The sequence below is a fragment of the Streptomyces sp. NBC_01264 genome, assembly GCF_026340675.1.
GTDB lineage: Bacteria > Actinomycetota > Actinomycetes > Streptomycetales > Streptomycetaceae > Streptomyces.
This window is the reverse complement of sequence record NZ_JAPEOX010000001.1, coordinates 1889486-1908461: the sequence shown is the minus strand read 5'-3', so window position 1 is coordinate 1908461 and position 18976 is coordinate 1889486. Positions and strand designations below refer to the sequence as shown.

21 protein-coding genes and 3 pseudogenes are annotated in these 18976 nt (G+C 69.0%); 11 read left to right on the top strand and 13 right to left on the bottom strand.

Going from position 1 to position 18976, the window contains the following annotated elements:
- Positions 1–149 precede the first annotated feature (149 nt).
- The 5 genes from OG435_RS08655 (at position 150) to OG435_RS08635 (ending at position 4412) form a co-directional block, all read left to right on the top strand.
- Positions 150–1436, top strand: a complete 1287-nt coding sequence (locus tag OG435_RS08655; RefSeq protein WP_266876240.1) for an ATP-grasp domain-containing protein — start codon at positions 150–152, stop codon at positions 1434–1436.
- The gene (locus tag OG435_RS08650; protein ID WP_266876239.1) at positions 1436–2311 is read left to right on the top strand and encodes a DUF317 domain-containing protein; all 876 of its coding nucleotides are present in this window, start codon (positions 1436–1438) and stop codon (positions 2309–2311) included. The genes OG435_RS08655 and OG435_RS08650 overlap by 1 nt, the downstream gene beginning before the upstream one ends.
- 24 nt (positions 2312–2335) lie before the next feature.
- Positions 2336–2821 (top strand): hypothetical protein, encoded by a 486-nt coding sequence (locus tag OG435_RS08645; RefSeq protein WP_266876238.1) that lies wholly within the window; start codon positions 2336–2338, stop codon positions 2819–2821.
- Positions 2822–2942: 121 nt separating this feature from the next.
- On the top strand, positions 2943–3908 hold the full coding sequence (locus tag OG435_RS08640; protein WP_266876237.1) for an MSCRAMM family protein: 966 nt from the start codon (positions 2943–2945) through the stop codon (positions 3906–3908).
- Between the two features lie 72 nt (positions 3909–3980).
- Complete coding sequence (locus OG435_RS08635) at positions 3981–4412, top strand: hypothetical protein (RefSeq protein WP_266876236.1); 432 nt, start codon at positions 3981–3983, stop codon at positions 4410–4412.
- A gap of 14 nt (positions 4413–4426) precedes the next feature.
- Here OG435_RS08635 and OG435_RS08630 read toward each other — a convergent pair whose 3' ends face one another.
- A complete protein-coding gene (locus OG435_RS08630; RefSeq protein ID WP_266876235.1) occupies positions 4427–5209 on the bottom strand; it encodes an aminoglycoside phosphotransferase in 783 nt (260 codons plus the stop codon).
- Positions 5210–5212: 3 nt separating this feature from the next.
- On the bottom strand, positions 5213–5533 hold the full coding sequence (locus OG435_RS08625; protein WP_266876234.1) for a DUF6087 family protein: 321 nt from the start codon (positions 5531–5533) through the stop codon (positions 5213–5215).
- Positions 5534–5686: 153 nt separating this feature from the next.
- Between OG435_RS08625 and OG435_RS08620 the strand changes: the two genes are divergently transcribed.
- The 4 genes from OG435_RS08620 (at position 5687) to OG435_RS08605 (ending at position 7986) form a co-directional block, all read left to right on the top strand.
- Positions 5687–6223 carry a hypothetical protein gene (locus tag OG435_RS08620; protein ID WP_266876233.1) on the top strand — a complete coding sequence of 179 codons (537 nt, stop codon included), beginning with the start codon at positions 5687–5689 and terminating at the stop codon, positions 6221–6223.
- Between the two features lie 307 nt (positions 6224–6530).
- Positions 6531–6884, top strand: coding sequence for a DUF317 domain-containing protein (locus OG435_RS08615; RefSeq protein ID WP_266876232.1), 354 nt, complete (start codon positions 6531–6533; stop codon positions 6882–6884).
- Between the two features lie 57 nt (positions 6885–6941).
- On the top strand, positions 6942–7229 hold the full coding sequence (locus OG435_RS08610; RefSeq protein ID WP_266876231.1) for a hypothetical protein: 288 nt from the start codon (positions 6942–6944) through the stop codon (positions 7227–7229).
- Between the two features lie 67 nt (positions 7230–7296).
- On the top strand, positions 7297–7986 hold the full coding sequence (locus OG435_RS08605) for a DUF317 domain-containing protein (RefSeq protein ID WP_266876230.1): 690 nt from the start codon (positions 7297–7299) through the stop codon (positions 7984–7986).
- Between the two features lie 793 nt (positions 7987–8779).
- On the opposite strand, the gene OG435_RS08600 is transcribed toward OG435_RS08605, so the two are convergent.
- From OG435_RS08600 to OG435_RS08580, 5 genes and pseudogenes are all read right to left on the bottom strand, one after another.
- Positions 8780–9310: an ATP-binding protein gene (locus OG435_RS08600; RefSeq protein WP_266876229.1), complete on the bottom strand. Its 531-nt coding sequence runs from the start codon at positions 9308–9310 to the stop codon at positions 8780–8782.
- Between the two features lie 45 nt (positions 9311–9355).
- On the bottom strand, positions 9356–9520 hold the full coding sequence (locus tag OG435_RS08595) for a PGPGW domain-containing protein (RefSeq protein ID WP_266876228.1): 165 nt from the start codon (positions 9518–9520) through the stop codon (positions 9356–9358).
- 201 nt (positions 9521–9721) lie between these two features.
- A pseudogene (gene nhaA / locus OG435_RS08590) lies at positions 9722–11090 on the bottom strand (Na+/H+ antiporter NhaA).
- A 489-nt stretch (positions 11091–11579) separates the two neighbouring features.
- Positions 11580–11864, bottom strand: coding sequence for an STAS domain-containing protein (locus tag OG435_RS08585; protein ID WP_266876227.1), 285 nt, complete (start codon positions 11862–11864; stop codon positions 11580–11582).
- A gap of 110 nt (positions 11865–11974) precedes the next feature.
- On the bottom strand, positions 11975–12379 hold the full coding sequence (locus OG435_RS08580; RefSeq protein WP_266876226.1) for a MerR family transcriptional regulator: 405 nt from the start codon (positions 12377–12379) through the stop codon (positions 11975–11977).
- 403 nt (positions 12380–12782) lie between these two features.
- On the opposite strand from OG435_RS08580, the gene OG435_RS08575 reads away from it, so the two are divergent.
- Both OG435_RS08575 and OG435_RS08570 read left to right on the top strand, forming a co-directional pair.
- A complete protein-coding gene (locus OG435_RS08575) occupies positions 12783–14291 on the top strand; it encodes a SulP family inorganic anion transporter (RefSeq protein WP_266876225.1) in 1509 nt (502 codons plus the stop codon).
- A 114-nt stretch (positions 14292–14405) separates the two neighbouring features.
- Positions 14406–15154 (top strand): annotated as a pseudogene (locus OG435_RS08570) (transposase).
- 65 nt (positions 15155–15219) lie between these two features.
- Here OG435_RS08570 and OG435_RS08565 read toward each other — a convergent pair.
- From OG435_RS08565 to OG435_RS08540, 6 genes and pseudogenes are all read right to left on the bottom strand, one after another.
- Positions 15220–15762: an SMI1/KNR4 family protein gene (locus tag OG435_RS08565; RefSeq protein WP_266876224.1), complete on the bottom strand. Its 543-nt coding sequence runs from the start codon at positions 15760–15762 to the stop codon at positions 15220–15222.
- A 359-nt stretch (positions 15763–16121) separates the two neighbouring features.
- Entirely contained in the window at positions 16122–16313 is a 192-nt protein-coding gene (locus OG435_RS08560) for a hypothetical protein (protein WP_266876223.1), read from the bottom strand.
- Between the two features lie 218 nt (positions 16314–16531).
- Positions 16532–16678 (bottom strand): annotated as a pseudogene (locus OG435_RS08555) (metal-sensing transcriptional repressor); the annotation flags it as partial.
- A gap of 304 nt (positions 16679–16982) precedes the next feature.
- Positions 16983–17459, bottom strand: a complete 477-nt coding sequence (locus OG435_RS08550; protein WP_266876222.1) for a cupin domain-containing protein — start codon at positions 17457–17459, stop codon at positions 16983–16985.
- Between the two features lie 545 nt (positions 17460–18004).
- A complete protein-coding gene (locus OG435_RS08545; protein WP_266876221.1) occupies positions 18005–18271 on the bottom strand; it encodes a metal-sensitive transcriptional regulator in 267 nt (88 codons plus the stop codon).
- A 67-nt stretch (positions 18272–18338) separates the two neighbouring features.
- Positions 18339–18911 (bottom strand): rhodanese-like domain-containing protein, encoded by a 573-nt coding sequence (locus tag OG435_RS08540; RefSeq protein ID WP_266876220.1) that lies wholly within the window; start codon positions 18909–18911, stop codon positions 18339–18341.
- Positions 18912–18976 lie beyond the last annotated feature (65 nt).

Genomic DNA, 18976 nt, shown 5'->3' with positions numbered 1-18976 from the left:
CCGGCCCGGCGGGTACCGGACCGGTCCTTCTCTCCGGGCGCACGGGGATTGCGTGCCGGCTTCCGCCCCATGGCCTCGGTGGCGCCGGAGTAGCCATCAGCAGCCACCGCCCTCCATCAACCATCTCTAGAACGGGACCCTTCCGACCCTTGTCCTCCACTCGCCCCGCACCCTCCCGCCCGGTCGTCCTGGTCGTCGCCCCGAACGACTTCCTGTACCGCGGCTACTGCCTGGAATCGGTCGCCGCCGCCTACGACACCGTCGTCATCACCCCGGGCCCCATCACCTGGGAGCACGGACTCGTCATCGACCACGAGACGGCCGATCCGTACGACCGCGAGGCCCTGCTGGCCGCAGGCGAACTCCTCGCTTCTCGCCATCCTGTTGCCGCCGTCCTCACCTGGAACGAGACGCTCTTGGTGGCGACCGCACACCTGGCCCAGCACCTGGCCGTCCTCACCGACGACCCGCAGGTCCTCCACGCCTGCCGCGACAAGGCCACCAGCCGGGCCCAGTTCGCCCGCCATGCCGTTCCCTCCGCGCAGTCCATCAAGGTCGCCTCCCTCCTGGAGAGCGCCCTCGCGGCGGAATCCATCGGATATCCCGCCGTCCTCAAGCCGGCGGGTCAGGCCGGCAGCGTCGGCGTGATCCGCGTGGACAAGGCCGAACAGCTCCCCGAGGCATACGAGTTCGCGACCGCCGGCGCGAACCTGCACGGCGGTGACTCCAACGACGTCCTCGTCGAGGAGTACCTCGATGGCCCGGAGATCTCCGTCGAGTGCGTCACCCACCGGGGCCAGACCACCGCCGTGGCCGTCACACGCAAGGAACTGGGCTTCGAGCCCTACTTCGAGGAGATCGGCCACAGCGTGGACGCAGCCGACCCGCTGCTCGCCGAGGCCGGCCCGATCGCCACGGCCGCCGTCGCCGCCCTCGGGGTGACGACCGGCATCTCCCACGTCGAGCTCCGGCTTACCGCCACCGGCCCGCGGATCATCGAGGTCAACCAGCGGATCGGCGGTGACCTGATCGGCCGGCTCGTCCAGCTCGCGACCGGCATCGACCTGCCCCGGGCCGCCGCCGACCTCGCCCTCGGCACCGAACCCAACCTCACGCCCACCCGCCGGCAGGCCGCAGCCGTACGCCTGCTCTACCCCGAGGTATCCGGCACCGTCATCGAGCGAGGCATCGACGCCCACCTGGTCGGCGCCGACTGGCTGACGCAGGTCAGCTGGATCAGCGAGGTCGGCGACCAAGTGGTTCTGCCACCCGAGGGCGATGTCGACGTTGCCCGGGTCGGCCTCGTCGTCGTGACCGCCGCTGATGCTGCCCAGGCCGCCACCCGGATCGAGGAAGCCCAGGACCACATCACGGTCGTGGTCCACCCCGCACCGGAGAACCCCGGCGCGAGCACCGGGGGACAGGTGGCCGGCTGATGGGCGAGGCTTCCTCCGCATTCGACGCCGACGACCTCGACGGCGACGTCTACGTCACCCCCCGCTACCTCGCCGGAACCACATACATAGGAGACCCGGGGCTTCAGCCCCTGCGCGACCTGGGCTGGCCCCTCGACCACGACAACCTCGGCAACTGCTACGTGACCTCACCCGACCGGCGCGTCCGCCTCGGCTACCTCCCCGAAGGCGAGGACGACGGCCTCTGGCGGATCTCCGCCTACCGCGACCCGCACGCAGCCCCGGTCTGGGGCGTCTGCTTCAACGACAAGGCACCCACCGAGTTCGTCACCGCCTTCACCGAAGCCCTCGCCCAGGGCTACACCGAAGGACCCGGGTCCTACCTTCCCCACATGAAGGGGAGCGCCTACGACGGGCTCGTTCCGATGATCCACAACGGATGGAAACTGACCCGCGCCGTGGAACGGACCCTCGAATGGACATCGCCCGACAAGCTGGCGGGCGTCGCTTTCACCACCGGTGACCTCGACCCCGAGATGGAGTTCACCACCCTGGAAGCCCGGTGGTTCATGTGGGGCGGGCCGAAGGGATGGGACCGCTGGTACGCGACAGCGTCCACGGAGACCCCCGTCAGCCTCATCACTGCGATCACTGCTGCGATTGCGGACCCCGCCCCGATCCTGCGCTGGGAGCAGGAGATGCCGAAGGCGCTGCGCGAACGCGCCGAGCTCACCCCGGTGCGACCGGCATCGCCGAAGGCGCCGACGCCTCTCGATGTCGCCCGTGCCCGCCCCCGCGTGCTGCCCAGCGCCCGGACACACAGTGTTCCGCGCTGGTCGACCAGCAGCGCACCGGGCGCGCGGCTCCCCGTGCCCACCCGGCGGTCGGGCCGCTGAGTCGGAACCTGTGGAGTTGTTGAATTGTCCCTACAGCCACGCTGGTTCTTCGATCAGGAACTCGCTCTCGGCCTCCCCGGCAGCACGGTCATCGGGCAGAGCTATTACGCGACGCCGAGCCCCCGGAGCCCACTGCGCCTGCGAGTCGACTTCCATCCGACCATCCGCCATCGCGAATACGGGGGCCTGCGCGTCCGGATCCTCCACGAAGACAAAGGCACGATCGACGACCTGGTCCTGTCCTTCGCCGACCACCGGACATTCCAGCGCCGCGACCAAGCCGCCGGCAGCTACCCGGGCCTCAGCGGGCACGGCGTCTTCACCGACTACAACACCGCCAAGGGCGCACCCGGCTGGTCAGGAGGCGACTGGACTCCGCTGAGGGAGGCCATCACGAGGTATGCCGACCTCTGGTTCTCCCCGAAACGCACCCGGGGAACCGTCAGGTCAGCCCCGGCCCCAGTCCTCCAGGCCACGCCGGTGAAGGCCGCAACCAGCCCCACGCGATGAACCGCACCCCAGGAGAGCGGCCGCCCATTCCCGCTGGTCTGTCCCCGCAGCGGGACAGGCCAGCACTCTGCCGAGCAGCCGCCGCACCACCCGCCACTGCGATCAACAGGAGCACCACCACTTGCCCAGCCGCCGCACAACCCCGGTCCTCGCCCTCACCCTCACGGCGATGGCCGCCACCATTCCCTTCGCCCACGCCAGCACGAGCCCCGACCCGTCCGCCCCGCCGCCGGTCATGACCGAGCGCTCCGTGACGACCGGAGGGATCGAGATCCAGAAGAAGGACCCGACCGGAGACATCCTCGCCGGCGCCTCCTTTGCCCTCCTCGACGCCTCCGGCAATCCGGCAGCCGAAGGTAAGACCGGCGCCGACGGCCTGCTCCGCCTCGAAGGCCTCATACCCGGCCCCTACCGCCTCAAGGAAACCGCCAGCGGCAGCCCGATCCACGACACCGTCGCCGACCAGGACGTCATCATCACCGATGCCGTCACGCCCATGGTGATCACCGACCCGTTCAAGGCCGCCGACCTGATCGTCAAGAAGGCGGACAAGGAAACCGGCAAGCCCCTGTCCGGCGCGGTGATCAACGTGACACCGACAAGCGGCCAGGGGGAGACGCTCACCTTGACCACGGGACCCGAGGGCACAGCCAAGGCCAAGCTGACAGTCTCCGCGCGAACCGGCACCGCCTACACCGCCACCGAGACGAAGGCGCCGGCCGGATACCAGCTGACCGCCAAGCCGGTGACCGTCACTGCGAAGCCGGGCGCACCGGTCACCGCGGAGTTCACCAACTCGAAGATCCCCCCGACCCAGCCCCCGAGCAGCCCTCCGCCGACTTCCCCGTCCACGCCCAAGCCGAGCACGTCATCCACACCTTCGGCTGCAGCCTCCGCGGCCCCGTCGGCCACTCCCACGGTCGCTGAGACAGCTTCGAGTACCACCTCCCCCGCCCCGACAGGCGTGCTCGCCAATACCGGTGGCGGCTCCGCCCGTTGGATCGGCCTCCTGGGCGGCGTTCTGATCATTGCCGGCGGCGGCGCCGTCTGGGCACTGCGTCGCCGGGCAGAACGCACCACCCCTTAACGCTCGCCCACTGACGCCCTCACGTAAATCGGACGGCCAGCCCGCTCTGGCGTCCCTTTCACCAGGAGTTACATGACTGACTTCGTCGAGCCCGACGTCCTGTACGGGCAGACTCCCGGCAGTTCGAATCCGCTGTGGGTCGCCGTGCTCAAGGACAACCCGGCCGTCATCGAGGTGCTAGAACGGCATGCCTTCCGCCCAACCATGGTCGGTGACCTGGAACTCTTCGCTCTCCCTGAAGGGACCAGCACGCAGCTGAGCACCGTGCTGCACCTGGCGTCGTACGCGGAACTGGCAAACGCCGGGTACATCGCCATGTACACCGCCGACCACCCGGCTCTCCCCGCCGAGCGACTTCAAGGGCTCATGGCCTTGGGGCCCGTCCGCCCGTCTGCCGCCGTGCCCGTCCAGGAACCGCGTCCTATCGGCCCGACTGCCAAACCGGCCACGAAGCCCGCGGTGCCGGACACGTTCCGTCGTCCTCCCACCCGTGGTGGCAGTTGACCGTCCCGTCCGGCTCAGCGGGAGCCGTACCAGGTGCGGGCGGCCTGGAGCATGTCGAGGACCCAGCCCGCCGGCTCGCCCGCGGCGATCTCCTCCCACACAGCGACGGTGGCCTTCGCGAAGGCGGTGGCCGCCGCAGGCGGGGCGGTAGTCCAGGTGGGGACGCGTGCCGCCCACTCCTCAGCTTGCTGAGGGGTGTGGCCGCTCTTGATGAGCCAGACCACCCACAGGGCTGGATCGATCCACGCCGCCCCGCGTGAGGCCCAGGCCCAGTCGACGAGGACGGCGCGGTTGTCGGCGATGAGGACGTTGCTGGGGAACCAGTCGGTGTGGAGAAGGCTCGGGCCGGCGAACAGCTCGGGCGTCTCGCTGTAGGCCTTCATCCGCTCCGGCATCGACCGCATGGTGATGCCGGGCGCGGTGACGGGGGAGAGGCGGGCCATCGCTTCGGCCACGAGCGGAAGATCGGGCGAGCCGGGGGCGTAGTCCGCGTGGTGGCCGTCGATGTTGGTGAAGGCCAGCAGGTCCCAGCCGGCCTCTTGGACGTGCCACAGGAGCGTCGGCGCGAGGTGAGGGACGCTCGGGTTGATGTCGGCTTCGCGCTGCTGCGTCCAGACGCGGCGGTGGTCGCTGGGCATCCCTTTGACGAAGACCGTGGTGTTGGCAGTGCGGACGCGGGCGGCGACGGCACTGTTCAGCCCGGCACTGACGGTCTCGTACCCGAGGACGGGCCCAGTCCGCGCTTCGATCAGGTCCAGGACGTCAGCGGGGATCTCGGGGAGTCGGACGGTCGGCATCGGTCAGGGCCGGGGCTTTCGGTGACGTCCGGTCCCTGGGGCCAGTGGATTGCGTCCGGTGATGGGGCCAGTCGTCTCGGCTTGTTCGATACTCGCGGCTTCAAGCGTCCGGCCGAGTACGCGGCAGGCCTCTGCATAGTTCTTCACCGTCGTCAGTGCCTGCCAGGCGAAGCCGTCCCACTCCAAGATCAGGCGAGGGGCGCGGGGGTCCACGTGTGCTGCGCGCTGCGGGCCGGCGCCGAGGGTGATGGCCTTGAGCTCGCCGGGCTTGCGCAGTCGCCCTTGGCGGCGCGCGGCCCATCGGTCGAGGGGTTCGTCGGTCATGGTCGTACCTCCGTGAAGGGCAGCACCATACCGAAGCCGGACGGCACCCGGCCGCCGTCTCCAGCGTCCCGCGTGCAACCAGGTGGACCCTGGCTTCGTCGAACAGTGCCAGGGGTGTTCCTCGTAGGGGGCGGATCTGTGGAACCAGGGATCGTGGCGGCGCTGGCGGCAATCATCGGTACGTGCTCGGGGGCAGTGAGCGCGCTCGGCGCCGCACGGCTGAACGGGACGATGCAGCGGCGCTCACAACACGAGCACTGGCGTCGAGACGGCCGGAGGCAGGCGTACGTGGCCTTCGTCGGCGCGGCGGTTGATTACGGTGAAGTCATCAGCATCGTTCAGGCACTCGACGACGAGGACCGCCCCAGCCCCGAAGCAGCAGAGCTATACAGCCAGGTCGTCGACATGCGCCGGACCACCAGCAAGGCACTCGCCCTGGTTCTGGTGGAGGGCCCCGAGGATGTAGCGCGTGCGGCTCACCAAGCGGTGCGCGCCTTGACAGCTTGGGCTTGCTCGAGCGGCGCATACCATCCTGGCCATCCTCTGGCGGCCTCACGTTCCGTACAGTCTGTGCTCCGGCAAGGACCGGCCGATGCCGTCGGCCTGTCCGACCTGACCTGGCAGCGAATTCGCGAATTCGAGACGCGTGCCCGCGCCGCCCTGGACCAACCGTTGGGGTCGGCCCGGTGAGCAGGTCGTGACGCTTGCGGAGGACGCCGAGGCCGCCCCCGCCCCATAGAGATGGGGCGGCCACGGAGCCCCATCCCGGCAGGCATTCCTGACGGCTGACGGCGAAGCACCACTCCCGAATCAATCCGATAGCCGAAGAACGCCAAGCGAGGGCGATACCCCCCTGACGGGGTACCGCCCTCGCTTCGTGCTGTCCGGACATCGCTCACGGCAGACGGGCAAGACGCGTACATCTCTGGAGAGACCGGCCGACCCATGTCAAGGTTGACCCCTTCCCCGAAACCGCAGGTCAAAAAGGTGATCGCGTATGACCGTCGAGGTAGGCCGCCCCGGATTCTCCACGAGCATCGAGGCCCTGCGGATCCGCACGTGGATGCTCGGGCGGGGCCAGCCCTCCCAGGTGATCGACCAGTTCACGGCCGAGGACTTCCACTTCGTCGTGGACGACAGGGCCGACATGCACATCGCCAGCAAGGACGGGCGCCTCTACCTCGGTTGGTTCCCCGAAGGCCGGCCTGGCCGACTCGACGAGGGTTGGCGGCTGGCCATCACGGGAACGGCAACCGTGCCCGGCTACAGCATCGGCTTTGGTGTCGAGACCCCAGCCCATGTCATCGCCTCGGCGGTCGCCACCGTCATCTCCACCTCACGTCCGGCCTGATAGCCGACGTCGAGCACGACTTCGCACCCCTCTTCCGCATCCAGCCCCGGAGGCTCCATGCACCCCATCGCCGCCGATCCCACCGTCGCCGAAATCATCGAGCACCTCTCGCGCTTCGCCCCCGACATCTCAGTACGCCTGGCCATCAACCCCGAATTCCCCTTCGCCCACACGCTGGGAGACATCGTCCTGGGCGTCGGGCACGACGGCCGCCCCGTCGTCTTTCTCGGCGAATCGGGGCAGACGGGCTTCCTGCCGGCCCTCACCGCCCAGGACTTGGGCTGGCACCCGCGCACCACCCTGCCGGCCAGGGTCCGACGAGGCGTAGGAGCCATCGTCCAGTGACCGTTCCACGAAAGCCCGGGAGGCGCCCCTGAATCCCGAACTGCCCGCAGACCTTCCGAGTCCCGACGTGCTCTGGGTCAGCCCGCGACACCTGGCCGGCGACGACAGCGCGCTGGCTGAGCAGGTGGGAGACGAACTCGTCGGCGCCGGATGGTCGTACTGGGTAACGGCCCGCCGGACGCTTTTCCACGCGAGCCCCGACCAACTCCGCTGCGCCGAATGGGTCATGGCCGACCCTCTCACCACGGAACTGGCCGACCTACCCGTCGCCTGGGAGATCTCCGCACGCGAGGACACCTCACGTGCCACGGTGAACTGGACGGCCTACTTCACCCGCGGTGTGCCCTACGAAGCTGTTGCCGCCTTCGCCCTCGCCGTTGCCGCCCGTACGGAGCCGACGTGGGGCTTCGACGGGCCCGAGGCCGTTCCCGAAGCGCTGGTGGCCGGAGGCTGGCACGGGGACGTGGACGACCCGGCCTTCACCCTCTGGGACAAGTCCTTCACGGCATGCATGACCCGGGCGCCGCTCCCGGACGGGATCCAGGACCAGGACCCCCGCCCCGACATGCCCGGCTGGCAGGCCTGGTCCCAGCCGGAAGCCAGCGGTCCCTACCTGTGGGTTGCCGCGTTCAGCACGTCCACACCGCACGACTTGGTCGCAGTCTTCGCCGCAGGCCTCGTCTGCGAGGCACCGGTTCCGCGTCGCGTCCTGCCGGAATCCTCCCAAGCACGCCTCACGATCCGGCCCTCCCTCTAACGAGGGGACGGCCGGTGGCGGACACCGGACCTACGCGGCCCGTCAACAAGGCACTGGCCCCCAGCGAGATCCTTCGCTGGGGGCCAGTGCCTTCTGTATGTCCGGAGCGTGTCAGCCTGCGGGCTTCAGGGCCTTGTCAAGCGCCTTGTCCACATGGGCGTCGACGAGGGCGGGGCTGCCGGAGAGCTTATGAGGGTCTTTCACTTATGTCCGTTGTCCGCTGGTGCCTGTTGTCGGCACTCGGGAGGATCGGAGCGACCAGTAACGACTTCGGCGGGCGTTGGAGGTCGCTGATGATCGCTGGTGGGTATGGGGTGGCGGTCCAGTGGTCGACCATGGGCCATCCGAAGATCGTTAGAAGCTGGTGATCAACACTGTATGCGCGGCCTAGTGGATGCGGCAGACCCGTTCATCTCGGTGGCGGATATCACGCTCGCAACTACCGCGGGCTAACAACTCATCGGGCTACACCCACCCTGCCAGGTTCGGCAGGTAGGCGTAGCCCGATCAGCCACTGAGGCCAGGGCCAGACGTGGTGCAGCTCCACGGTGAGCCGTGTCACCGTGTAGGCCTTCTGCGGCGGGAGTCCCCTGGCTTTGTCGCCGTGAGCCTGCTGCGACCTACGCAGCCTCGGTGGGCCGAGCTTGCGGTGCCGGAGCCGGTCTCGATGATCCCTGTCTTCGCGCGGTGCACAGTGCATGCGGAGTCGGTCAGGAGCTTGATCACCGAAAGAAGGGGCCTCCTCCTTGGCGGGTATCGCTTGGTCCGGGTCCAGAACCTGCCGGACCCAATCTCAGCGTTCTCGGTCTGCGGCGTCGGTGTTCGGCCCGTGGGCCAGTTCGATGGACGCTGTAATCCGCTTGCCGACGGGTTCGCGGTGGATTTGAAGGGTCAGTGCCGCGGCCATGATGATCTCCAGACCGTGCTGTCCCACCCGGGCGGGGTCGGGAGGCAGGATCGCGGGTAGCGCGGGATTGCTGTCCCAGACAGCCACGTTCACGCAGCCGTCGCGGACTTCGAGGATGAGCAGGCTGGGGCCGGGCGCGTATTTGCGGGTGTTGGTGACCAGCTCGCTGACGACCAGCTCGATCATGTCCCGGGCACGGTGAGAGACCGGCAGGCCGTGGACGGATTGCACGTCGGCGAGGAAGGCGCGGGTCAGTCGCCGGGCCTCGGCGATCGGCTCGCTGCCCTCGAACTCGACGGATAGCGAGATGGGGCGGGGAAGCGGCGTGGCGTGTGGGGCGGGCGCATCCACTGGCTCGTCCGGAAGGGGCCGTCCTGCCGCCGGGCGGCCACGCCACCCGATCCATTCCCAGCTCATCGTCGTGATTCCTGTCGTTCGTGGTGCGGGCTTGGGGGTGGAGAGTCAGCGGTGGCCGGCTGCGGCCATGGCGAGGCCGGTGACAAGTAGGGCCAAGCCGATGACGAGGATGGGGAAGCCGGGTCCGGGCAGGAAGTACAACGCCACTCCGGCCAGGGTGAGAGGTGCGCCGATGAGAGCCATTACTCGTCCGATCCGGCGTTCAGACATGGTCTGCTCCTGCTCGGGGCGGTGGGGGTGCGGCGGCAGGGACGTTGCGGGCGGTGGGGAAGGCGGAGAGTGCCCCGGCGAGCAGGCCCGAGCCCGCCACTGCCCAGCAGAGGTGACCATTGGCCGCGGATGCTGGAGCGCGGTGGAGGTGTCCGAGACGGCGCCGGCAGCGGGTGCCTGGCAGTGAGGCATCGCTGGACATCAGGTGTGCTGCCCTCCTGCACGGTCAACGGTGCCGTCGGTCCCTGCGACAGGGCCGCGCTGGTAGATGTCGGGTATCCCGTCGTTGTCCGCGTCGAGGTTCTCCTCCTCGTACAGGCGTCGGTAGATCGTGTTGCGGCGTCGGACCAGGAGGGCCGCGAGGGCGGCGGCGATGAGGGAGCCGACGAGGACGGCGGCCTTGATGTGCTCGGTTGTGGTCGGGTCGGTGAAGGCGAGTTCGCCGATGAGGAGGGCGACGGTGAACCCGATCCCGGCGAGCACAGCCAAGGCGAGGATGTCGGCCCAGGCCAGGTCGGGGTTGAGACGGGCCCGGGTGAACCGGGCAGTCAGATAGGTACCGGCGAACACCCCGACCGTTTTGCCGAGGACGAGGCCGAGGACGACGCCGAGGGGTTCGGCCTGGGTGAACACCGCGCCGAGCGCGGGCCCGGAGAGGGCCACGCCCGCGGCGAAGAGCGCGAACAGCGGCACCGCGATCCCGGCGGACACCGGGCGCAGGAGATGCGCGGTCCGCTCGCCGGGGGAGGCGGTCTCGGCCGGGCGGTGGCCGCGTGCGGGGTCGCGCTGGGGGCGGAGAATCAGGCCCATGGCGACGCCGGCGACGGTGGCGTGGACCCCGCTGTTGTACATCAGCCCCCAGATCGCCAGCCCAAGGGGGACGTACCACCACCAGCCGCGAACCCGGAACCGCTGGAGCAGGTAGAAGACAGCGAGCCCGGTGAAGGCCGCAGCGAGGGCCCAGAGGTTGAGGTCGGCGGTGAAGAACACGGCGATCACCAGGATCGCACCGAGGTCATCGACGACGGCCAGGGTCAGGAGGAACGCCCTCAGAGCAGCGGGCAGGTGAGTGGAGATGACGGCGAGGACGGCGAGCGCGAAGGCGATGTCCGTGGCCATCGGCACCGCCCACCCGCCCGGGCTCCCGCCACCCGCCGAGACGATGGTCAGGTAGACGGCGGCCGGGACGGCCATCCCACAGATGGCGGCGACGACGGGCAGTACAGCAGTGGCCGGGGTGCGGAGCTCACCGACGACGAGTTCGCGCTTCAGCTCAATTCCCGCGACGAGGAAGAAGATCGCGAGGAGGCCGTCCGCTGCCCAGTGCTGCACCGACAGGTACCAGGCCCAGGGCGGGGATACCGAAGTGGAAGTCCCGCACCGCCTCATACGCGCCGAACAGGGGGCTGTTGGCCCACACCAGGGCGATCACGGCTGCGGCGAGGAGAACCATCCCGCCCACCGTCTCGGTCCGCAGCGCGCCGGCGATGGCGGTGCGCTCGGGCCAGGGCAGGACCCCGAACAGCGGTGACCGGGAAGAGGAGGAGGGTTCGTGCGGGTCGGCGGGCATGTCGGTGGCCTTCGGGTGTCGGGGGCGACGAGGGCGCACTGCCCCCAGGACGCCGACCAGACTTCCCGGCACACCGCGCGCCACACTCTTGACGCGTTCCTTACACCGTATCCAGAGCAGGGCCGGATGTCTGCCTCGCGCCCTTGGCATGATCACATCGGTGCGGGGTTGTGATCAGCTCTGGCGGGAGGCGGACCACCAGGCGGCGACCGCGGCCAGGGGCAGTGATCCGGCGGGATGAGCCCCGGCCGTTCCCTGGGCAGCGTGTAGAGGGCGACGCCGGTGATGGTGAGAATCAGGCCCGCAACGAAGAGCGGCGAGCCGGGGCAGCGAGCGCCCGCCGGACTCGGATCGGCGCGGCCGGTGCGAGGGTAGTGGCTCATACGGGGCTCCTGGGCAGCGGAGGGCTCGGCCTCGCCAAAACCCTCTGGGCGTGAGCGCCAGCCCTGCCTTCCCTCCCCGGCCCCGTCCCGAGTTCTCGGCCCACGGTCAGGGGGAGGTGTCGGGGCAGGCCACGCAGTGGTCCAGGCCCAGTTCGCGGAGCTTCGCACGGGTACGGGTCGAGGCGTGGTGGACGATGACGACGGTGCCGTGCAGGCGGGCCCGGGCCAGCAGGGGGAAGAACGCCGCCCCGCCGGTGGTCGCATTCAGCTCGCCGGCGTGCCCGAGATCGATACGGATGTGCGGCGGGGCATCGTCCGCCAGACGGGCCAGCGCGGATCCGACGAGCGGGGCGTCCTGGGCGCGGATCTCGCCGCGCAAAGCGACCTCCACACCGTTGGGACCTCTGCGGTGGACCCGCACAGGGCAACCGGGGTCGTGCACCGTCCGCCACATCCTCCAGCGCGACTGCGGCACGGGAGCCTCCTTCACCGTTTGGCGGCTTATGGCGCGGGGATGGGGTGGAGGCGTCCGCGCAAGGTGGCGGCGAAATCTTCCGCCCGGGCGAGCTGCACTCGCAGCTTGCCGACCTGCTCGGTGGCGGCCTGTTCGTACGCGCGTACACGCTCGAGGAGGACTTTGCGCTCGTCGCCGTCGAGGCCGTCACCGGCATCCAGGCGGTCGGTAGCGTCCAGAAGGTCGCGCATTTGATCGAGGGTGAACCCGAGCGGCTTCATCCGGCGGATGACCATCAGGCGGGCGACGTCGGTCTCGGTGTAGAGCCGGAAGCCGCCCTGTGAGCGTGCCGAGGGGGTGACCAGACCGGTCTCCTCGTAGTGCCGGATGGTGCGCAGGGACAGCTCGGTCCGTGTGGCGACCTCACCGATCTGCATGTGCCTATCGTCCACGCCCGTGATCCTCTGGTCCGTCTCGTCCAGGCGGACGCGTCCGCACCGCCTCACCGATCTCTACTCTAACGTTAGGGTAGAGTCGTTGGCAGTGAGGGCGGCCTGCCGCGGTGCCGCTGTGACTGTGTCGGGGTCGATGGAGTCCCCGTGGAAGATCCGACTCTTGCAGGAGAGAAGCGTGCGCGAGCCCATGACGCCCAGCGCCGCCGCCTGCCCGCCGTGACGCTTCACCTCTGAGGTACGGCCCGGCCACGCCCTTGGCGAGGCCCCGCTTCGTCTCCCTTCTGCTTCCGGCCCGCTCGTGCGGGTCGTCCGCGGAATGCCCGCCCGGCCTTCCCGCGTCCTGCCGCACAGCCCCGGCCTGCCAGGGCAGGGTGTGCCCGAACGACAGGTTCCCGATCCCTTGTCTTCTGTCTCCGCCCAGTCTTCTCCCGGATCTCGGCTGCGCGACCTGCGCCCGGACTGGCTCTCCGACCCCAAGGTGTGGCGCACCGAGGTCCTCGCAGGCCTGGTCGTCGCGCTCGCCCTTATTCCGGAGGCGATCTCATTCTCGATCATCGCCGGGGTCGACCCGGCGGTCGGCCTGTTCGCCTCATTCACCATGGCCGTGGTCATCTCCATCGTCGGCGGCCGCCGCGCGATGATCTCCGCCGCCACCGGCGCCGTCGCCCTGGTGATCGCGCCGCTGAACCGGGAGCACGGCTTCGGCTACCTGGTCGCCGCGGTCATCCTGGCCGGTGTCTTCCAGATCGCGCTCGGCGCCATCGGGGTCGCGAAGCTGATGCGGTTCATCCCGCGTTCAGTGATGGTCGGCTTCGTCAACTCCCTCGCGATCCTGATCTTCATGGCCCAGGTCCCCGAAATGCACGACGTGCCCTGGCCGGTGTATCCGCTGATCGCGGCCGGACTCGCGCTGATGGTGTTCTTCCCGAAGGTCACCACCGTGATCCCGGCGCCGCTGGTCTCGATCGTCATCCTGACCGTGATCACCGTCGCGGCCGGCATCGCGGTCCCGACCGTGGGCGACAAGGGGGCGCTGCCGTCCTCGCTGCCCGTGCCCGGCCTGCCCGACGTCCCGTTCACCGTGGACACCCTGACCACGATCGCCCCGTACGCTTTCGCGATGGCGCTGGTCGGCCTCATGGAGTCGCTGATGACGGCCAAGCTCGTCGACGAGATCACCGACACCCACTCCTCCAAGACCCGCGAGTCCATCGGCCAGGGCATCGCCAACATCGTCACCGGGTTCTTCGGCGGCATGGGCGGCTGCGCCATGATCGGCCAGACGATGATCAACGTGAAGGTGTCCGGCGCCCGCACCCGCCTGTCGACCTTCCTGGCGGGGGTATTCCTGATGGTGCTGTGCATCGTCTTCGGCCCGGTCGTCTCCGACATCCCCATGGCCGCCCTCGTCGCCGTCATGGTCATGGTCTGCTTCGCCACCTTCGACTGGCACTCCATCGCCCCCAAGACCCTCAAGCGGATGCCGGCCGGGGAGATCACCGTCATGGTCGTCACCGTCGCCTGCGTCGTGGCCACCCACAACCTCGCCATCGGCGTCGTCGCCGGCTCGGTCACCGCGATGGTCATCTTCGCCAAGCGCGTCGCCCACCTCGCGGAAGTCACCGCCGTCACCGCCCCCGACGGCACCAGCGTGGTCTACACGGTGACCGGGGAGCTATTCTTCGCCTCCTCCGACGACCTCGTCGGCCAGTTCAACTACACGGCCGACCCGAAGACCGTCGTCATCGACCTGTCCGCCGCGCACATCTGGGATGCCTCCTCGGTCGCCGCCTTGGACGCGATCGAAACCAAGTACGCCCAGCGCGGCAAATCCGTGGAGATCATCGGCCTCAACGACGCCAGCGCCGACCTCCACGGCAAGCTCACCGGCGAACTCGCCAGTCACTGAGCTCTTTCAGAGTGGCCACTGATCGGGTGGCGGGCCAGCGTCCCGCAACCCACGAGGCTCCCGTGCCGTTGAGAGAGATGCTCGACGTCTCAACTCAACAGCACAGGAGCCTCGTTGGTTCCCCGTCCTTCCGCACTCGACCTGCCTCATACATTGGTCGAGTTGGTATCGATGCTCATCGTCACCCGTGAGGGTGACCGACGCTGCAAGCTCCCGCCCCACCAGCGCGCCCTCGTCGGCCTGGTCTACCTGCGCCGGCACGAGACGCTCGCGCAGATCGCCGCCGGCTTCGGCATATCCGTCGGGACCGCCCACGCCTACGTCACGGCCGTCGTCAACCACCTGTCCCGCCGGGCACCCGGTCTGCTGCGGGTCCTGCGCGAGACGGATCCTGATCACGTCCTGCTCGACGGGACGCTCGCCGAGTGCGACCGAGTCGGCGACAGCCGGGCCGACTTCTCCCAGAAGCAACGCCGTCACAGCGTGAACGTGCAGGTCGTGGCCGATCCCACCGGCAACCTGCTGCGGATCTCACCCGCGCTGCCCGGCCGCACCCATGACCTGACCGCGGCCCGCACCCACCGCATCATCCGGATCTGCGAACGCCAGGGCGTCCCCGTGCTCGCCGACCGCGCCTACATCGGGGCCGGCCCCTGGGTGACCACACCCATCAGACGGCTTCCCGGCCAAGACCTCACCACAACCCAGCAGACGGTCAACCGAGCCCTGTCAGCGGCACGAGCACCGGTCGAACGCAGCATCGCGCGACTCAAGTCCTGGCAGATCCTGCGCCGGGCCCGCTGCAGCCCAACCGGATGACCGTCATCGCCGCAGCCGTCCTCACCCTGGAACGTCAACGCTGATGCGTCTCCTTGCCGTTCCAGGGTGAGGACGGATTGGCGATGGCCGTCATACGGTGGGAACCGTCTCACGACCAGACAAGTCGCCCTTCGGCAACGGAACAGATCGGATAGTCTCCTGCGCCGATCCTCGTCAGCATCTCCGCCACGAAGTCGAAGTAGTGAGCCAGTGACGCGTACTCGCCGGTGGTCGTTGGCTTACTCACGAACCACCTGCCGATACGTCCGTCCGTCACATCGATGAACAGCCCCATCCAGGCATCCTGATCCGACAGGAACGGGATCCACTCCTCGCGCCATTCGCTCCCACTGGACAGGGGATGGTTGGCGTAGAGCCTCTCCATCGCCCGGATGCCCAGAAAAAAGCTTCCCTCGTCGGGGAACCCGTCGAAGCCGCAGCACATCACGTCGTCGTCGAGGTCTTCCTCCGGCAGATCCAGATTGTTCTGCACCAGCCACGTCCGCAGGTCCCCATGAAGGGAGACCCCCATCCGTTCCTCGGCTGCCGCGAGCATCTGCTCCGTAGCGGGCCCCGGCAGATCCGCGTGATCGGCCGACGCGTGCTCCCGAAGAAGGCTCATCACACGCGACCAACTCTCAGCCACACTCATCGCCCTATGCCCTCTGTCCTCTCTACAAGGATGTCCCCGTCCGACTACGCCACTGCGGAGGTTGGGAAGTACCGGCCGGAGAACCTTGCAGGGATGGTACTTCGAGCATGCGTTCCATCCCTCCCCACAATCACCGTCCGCCCCGAAGCGCAGGACCGGCCCCTCAGCAAAGTGACCGCACGCGACTTTTCACAGACAACCCACCGTGCCCGGCGGGCCCAGCCGAGGAGCTTCCAGGCTCAAGCGAGGGCCGCGGCGTCACTCTGGAGTGGCGAAGCTGAAAACGCTCGCTGACCCCAGCCTGCCCCCGTGCTGTCCCGGTGCAGGGGCCTGGTCAATGGGGGCAAGGACCGTGTGCTCTACAGGCGGTAGGCGGCGAAGGCGATCAGGACGATCGCGGCGACGGCGATGCCTACCAGTCCTGGCCAACCGCCGATCAGCGCGCATACGGCTACGACGGCGAAGGCGGCCAGCAGCAGCGCGGCGAATGCCCACGCCGACAGTCCGCGGTCGTCGCTGTCTTGTACTCGGTCCTTCTGAGGCTTGGTCACCGTGATCACGGTATCGAGTGCGGCCGACGGTTTTCACCCCGGGGCGCGCTTTCGTGGGTGGCGTGGCCGGGGCTTGCGCCAGCCCGGTGACCGCTACGGCGCAGGGCATCGTCGCGCGCGGGAGCATTGAAAGGGTGGCGTGGTGGCGCTGGGTTCGGCCGCAGGCTGCCCGCGAAAGGGCTCGGCCCGCGGAGGCCGGGCCGTTCGGGCCGGCGCTGTCAGGCGAGGGCGAGGGCGAGCTTTTCGAGTTCTTCCTCGGTCATGGGGGCCTGGTTCGCGTCGGCGTTGGTCATGCACTGGCGCATGCCGCTGGCGACGATTTTGAAGCCCGCGCGGTCCAGGGCTTTGGAGACGGCGGCGAGCCGGGCCGCACGCCGCAGTGCCGGCCGTCCGCGAATTCCGCGACCGACTGCGGGACCTCCCCGCTGCCGGCTGACGGCGCGGAAATGGCGAGGCCCTTGAATCCGCGTCTTCGGTGGATCTCCCGGAACACATCCACGCGGCGACCGTCCGACCCGTTTTCGTCAGCACATGCCCTCGGTCGATCTGCTCGGCAAGCCGATCGCCTCCCTCCTCGACGACCCGGCCGCCACCCGCGGGCTGGCCTGCGGGCTCCGCGCCGAAGGCACCGAGGGGCACGTCTCCTCTGTCGCGATGGGGTCCTCGCTGTCAGGCGTGCTTGTCCGATGGCTGCTGGGCAGGCTGGACCGACCAGCTTGGCGGCTCGTCGTCGCCTGAGTCCTCCTCGCGCTCCGCGTCGGCGGCTGTCGCCTGGGTCTTGCCCGGTGCGTGGTGGACCGGTGCGTACACGGCGTAGAGCTGCAGGGGCTCGTCACCGATGTTGGTGACGTTGTGCCAAGTGCCGGCGGGCACGAAGATTGCCCAGCCGTCCTCGACCTCCCCGTCGAAGTCGAGTCGCTCCTTCGTGCGGCCCATCTGGACGCGGCCCCGGCCTGCGTCGAGTCGTAGGAATTGGTCGGTCTCCGGGTGGGCTTCCAAGCCGATGTCCGCACCCACAGGGATCGACATGAGGGTCAGCTGAAGGTACTTCCCGGACCAGGCGACCGCGCGGTAGTTCGCGTTCTCGAGCGTTGCCTTCTCGAGGTTGAAGCTTTGAGGTTCCGGCCCGATGTCCTTGATGGTCATATTTCTCTCCCGGTCAACGAGGGCGGTACGCGTTCGCGGTCTTGCGTCAGCCCACGTCAGAATTCTCAGAGCCCTGGGTTTTTCTGGCCACAACCACGTGAGCCGCTACCGCACAAGCGGCCGCGACCCGTCACCACGTTCCTCGGTGTGTCCGGTCGTGTAGTCGACCAGGTTCGTGCAGTCGATGGCAGTCTCGCCAGCCAAGCGTCGACGCGACACCTCCATGATCGAGTGCCCGTCCGCGTACTCCAGCACGTTCCGCGACCGCCGAGCCGGCGCCTGGACCGTTGTACGACGACACACGCATCCCTCCACCACAGCCTGCTGGGCATCGGTTACCGGCAACGGTGGAATCTTCGGACCAGGACGACTCATGCCGAACTAACGCCAGACCTCAGACTACGGTCACTAGCAGGGCTTGGTGAGATTCTGCGGCGGTTGACGCGCTCGGGGCGGAGGGCGGGGCGCGACACTGCGCCATGGCCGGTGCGGGCACGCGGACGGCCCGGTTCGCGGTGGCGGCCGGGCCGTTCGGGCCGACGCTGTCAGGCGAGGGCGAGGAAGAGCTTTTCGAGTTCTTCCTCGGTCATGGGGGCCTGGTTCGCATCGGCGTTGGTCATGCACTGGCGCATGCCGCTGGCGACGATTTTGAAGCCCGCGCGGTCCAGGGCCTTGGAGACGGCGGCGAGCTGTGTGACGACGTCCTTGCAGTCGCGGCCGGCTTCGATCATGGCGATGACGCCGGCGAGCTGGCCTTGGGCGCGGCGCAGGCGGTTGAGGACTGCTTTGACTGCGTCGTCGTCGACTTTCACCGGTTGCCTCCTGGCCTTGTCTACTCTCACCTCATGGTACCCCAGGGGGTATCCGGCCGGGTGGGGGTCAGTGGTTGCGGAGGGCGGCGAGGGCGGCATCGAGGTCGCCTTGGTGGGGGCGGTTGTGGGGGAGTTTGGCGAGGAGGGCGGCCATGCCGCAGGTGTTGGTGACGGCGGAGAAGGCCAGGCCGCCGGCGATGCCGGCGGAGGCGAGGCGGAATGCGGGGCGCAGGCGGCCCAAGGCGAGGCCGGTCAGGACGACGGCGCCGGCGGTGAGGCGGACCTGGCGTTCCATGCTCCAGGCGGTACGCCGGGCGCCGTCGGGGTGGTGGAGGGCGTGGCCGTGTGCGGCCCAGGCGCCCGTGCCGCCGGTGAGGGTGGCGGTGGTGATGCCGTGGGCGGCGAGAGTGTGGCAGGCGTTCTCGGAGCGGGCGCCGGAAGCGCAGACGACGAGGATGTCGCCGCGCTGGGCCGCGTGACGGATGTCGGGTAGGGCCCGGTCCAGGTGGTCGAGCGGGATGTTGAGGGCGCCGGGCAGGTGGCCGGCGGCGTATTCGCCGGGAGTGCGGACGTCCAGGACGATCAGTTCGTGCAGGCGGGTGTGGGCCTGGTCGGCGTCGAGGGTGCGGGGCGTGATCACGGTGAGGCGTTCCTTCCTGAGTTGTCGGTGATGCCCGATTGTGGGCAACGCGCTACCCCGGGAGG

Coding starts and splice junctions, on each gene's coding strand:
- OG435_RS08650 (WP_266876239.1), top strand. CDS start 1,436: ATGGGCGAGGCTTCCTCCGCATTCGACGCCGACGACCTCGACGGCGAC.
- OG435_RS08635 (WP_266876236.1), top strand. CDS start 3,981: ATGACTGACTTCGTCGAGCCCGACGTCCTGTACGGGCAGACTCCCGGC.
- OG435_RS08630 (WP_266876235.1), bottom strand. CDS start 5,209: ATGCCGACCGTCCGACTCCCCGAGATCCCCGCTGACGTCCTGGACCTG.
- OG435_RS08625 (WP_266876234.1), bottom strand. CDS start 5,533: ATGACCGACGAACCCCTCGACCGATGGGCCGCGCGCCGCCAAGGGCGA.
- OG435_RS08615 (WP_266876232.1), top strand. CDS start 6,531: ATGACCGTCGAGGTAGGCCGCCCCGGATTCTCCACGAGCATCGAGGCC.
- OG435_RS08610 (WP_266876231.1), top strand. CDS start 6,942: ATGCACCCCATCGCCGCCGATCCCACCGTCGCCGAAATCATCGAGCAC.
- OG435_RS08600 (WP_266876229.1), bottom strand. CDS start 9,310: ATGAGCTGGGAATGGATCGGGTGGCGTGGCCGCCCGGCGGCAGGACGG.
- OG435_RS08595 (WP_266876228.1), bottom strand. CDS start 9,520: ATGTCTGAACGCCGGATCGGACGAGTAATGGCTCTCATCGGCGCACCT.
- OG435_RS08565 (WP_266876224.1), bottom strand. CDS start 15,762: ATGAGTGTGGCTGAGAGTTGGTCGCGTGTGATGAGCCTTCTTCGGGAG.
- OG435_RS08550 (WP_266876222.1), bottom strand. CDS start 17,459: ATGACCATCAAGGACATCGGGCCGGAACCTCAAAGCTTCAACCTCGAG.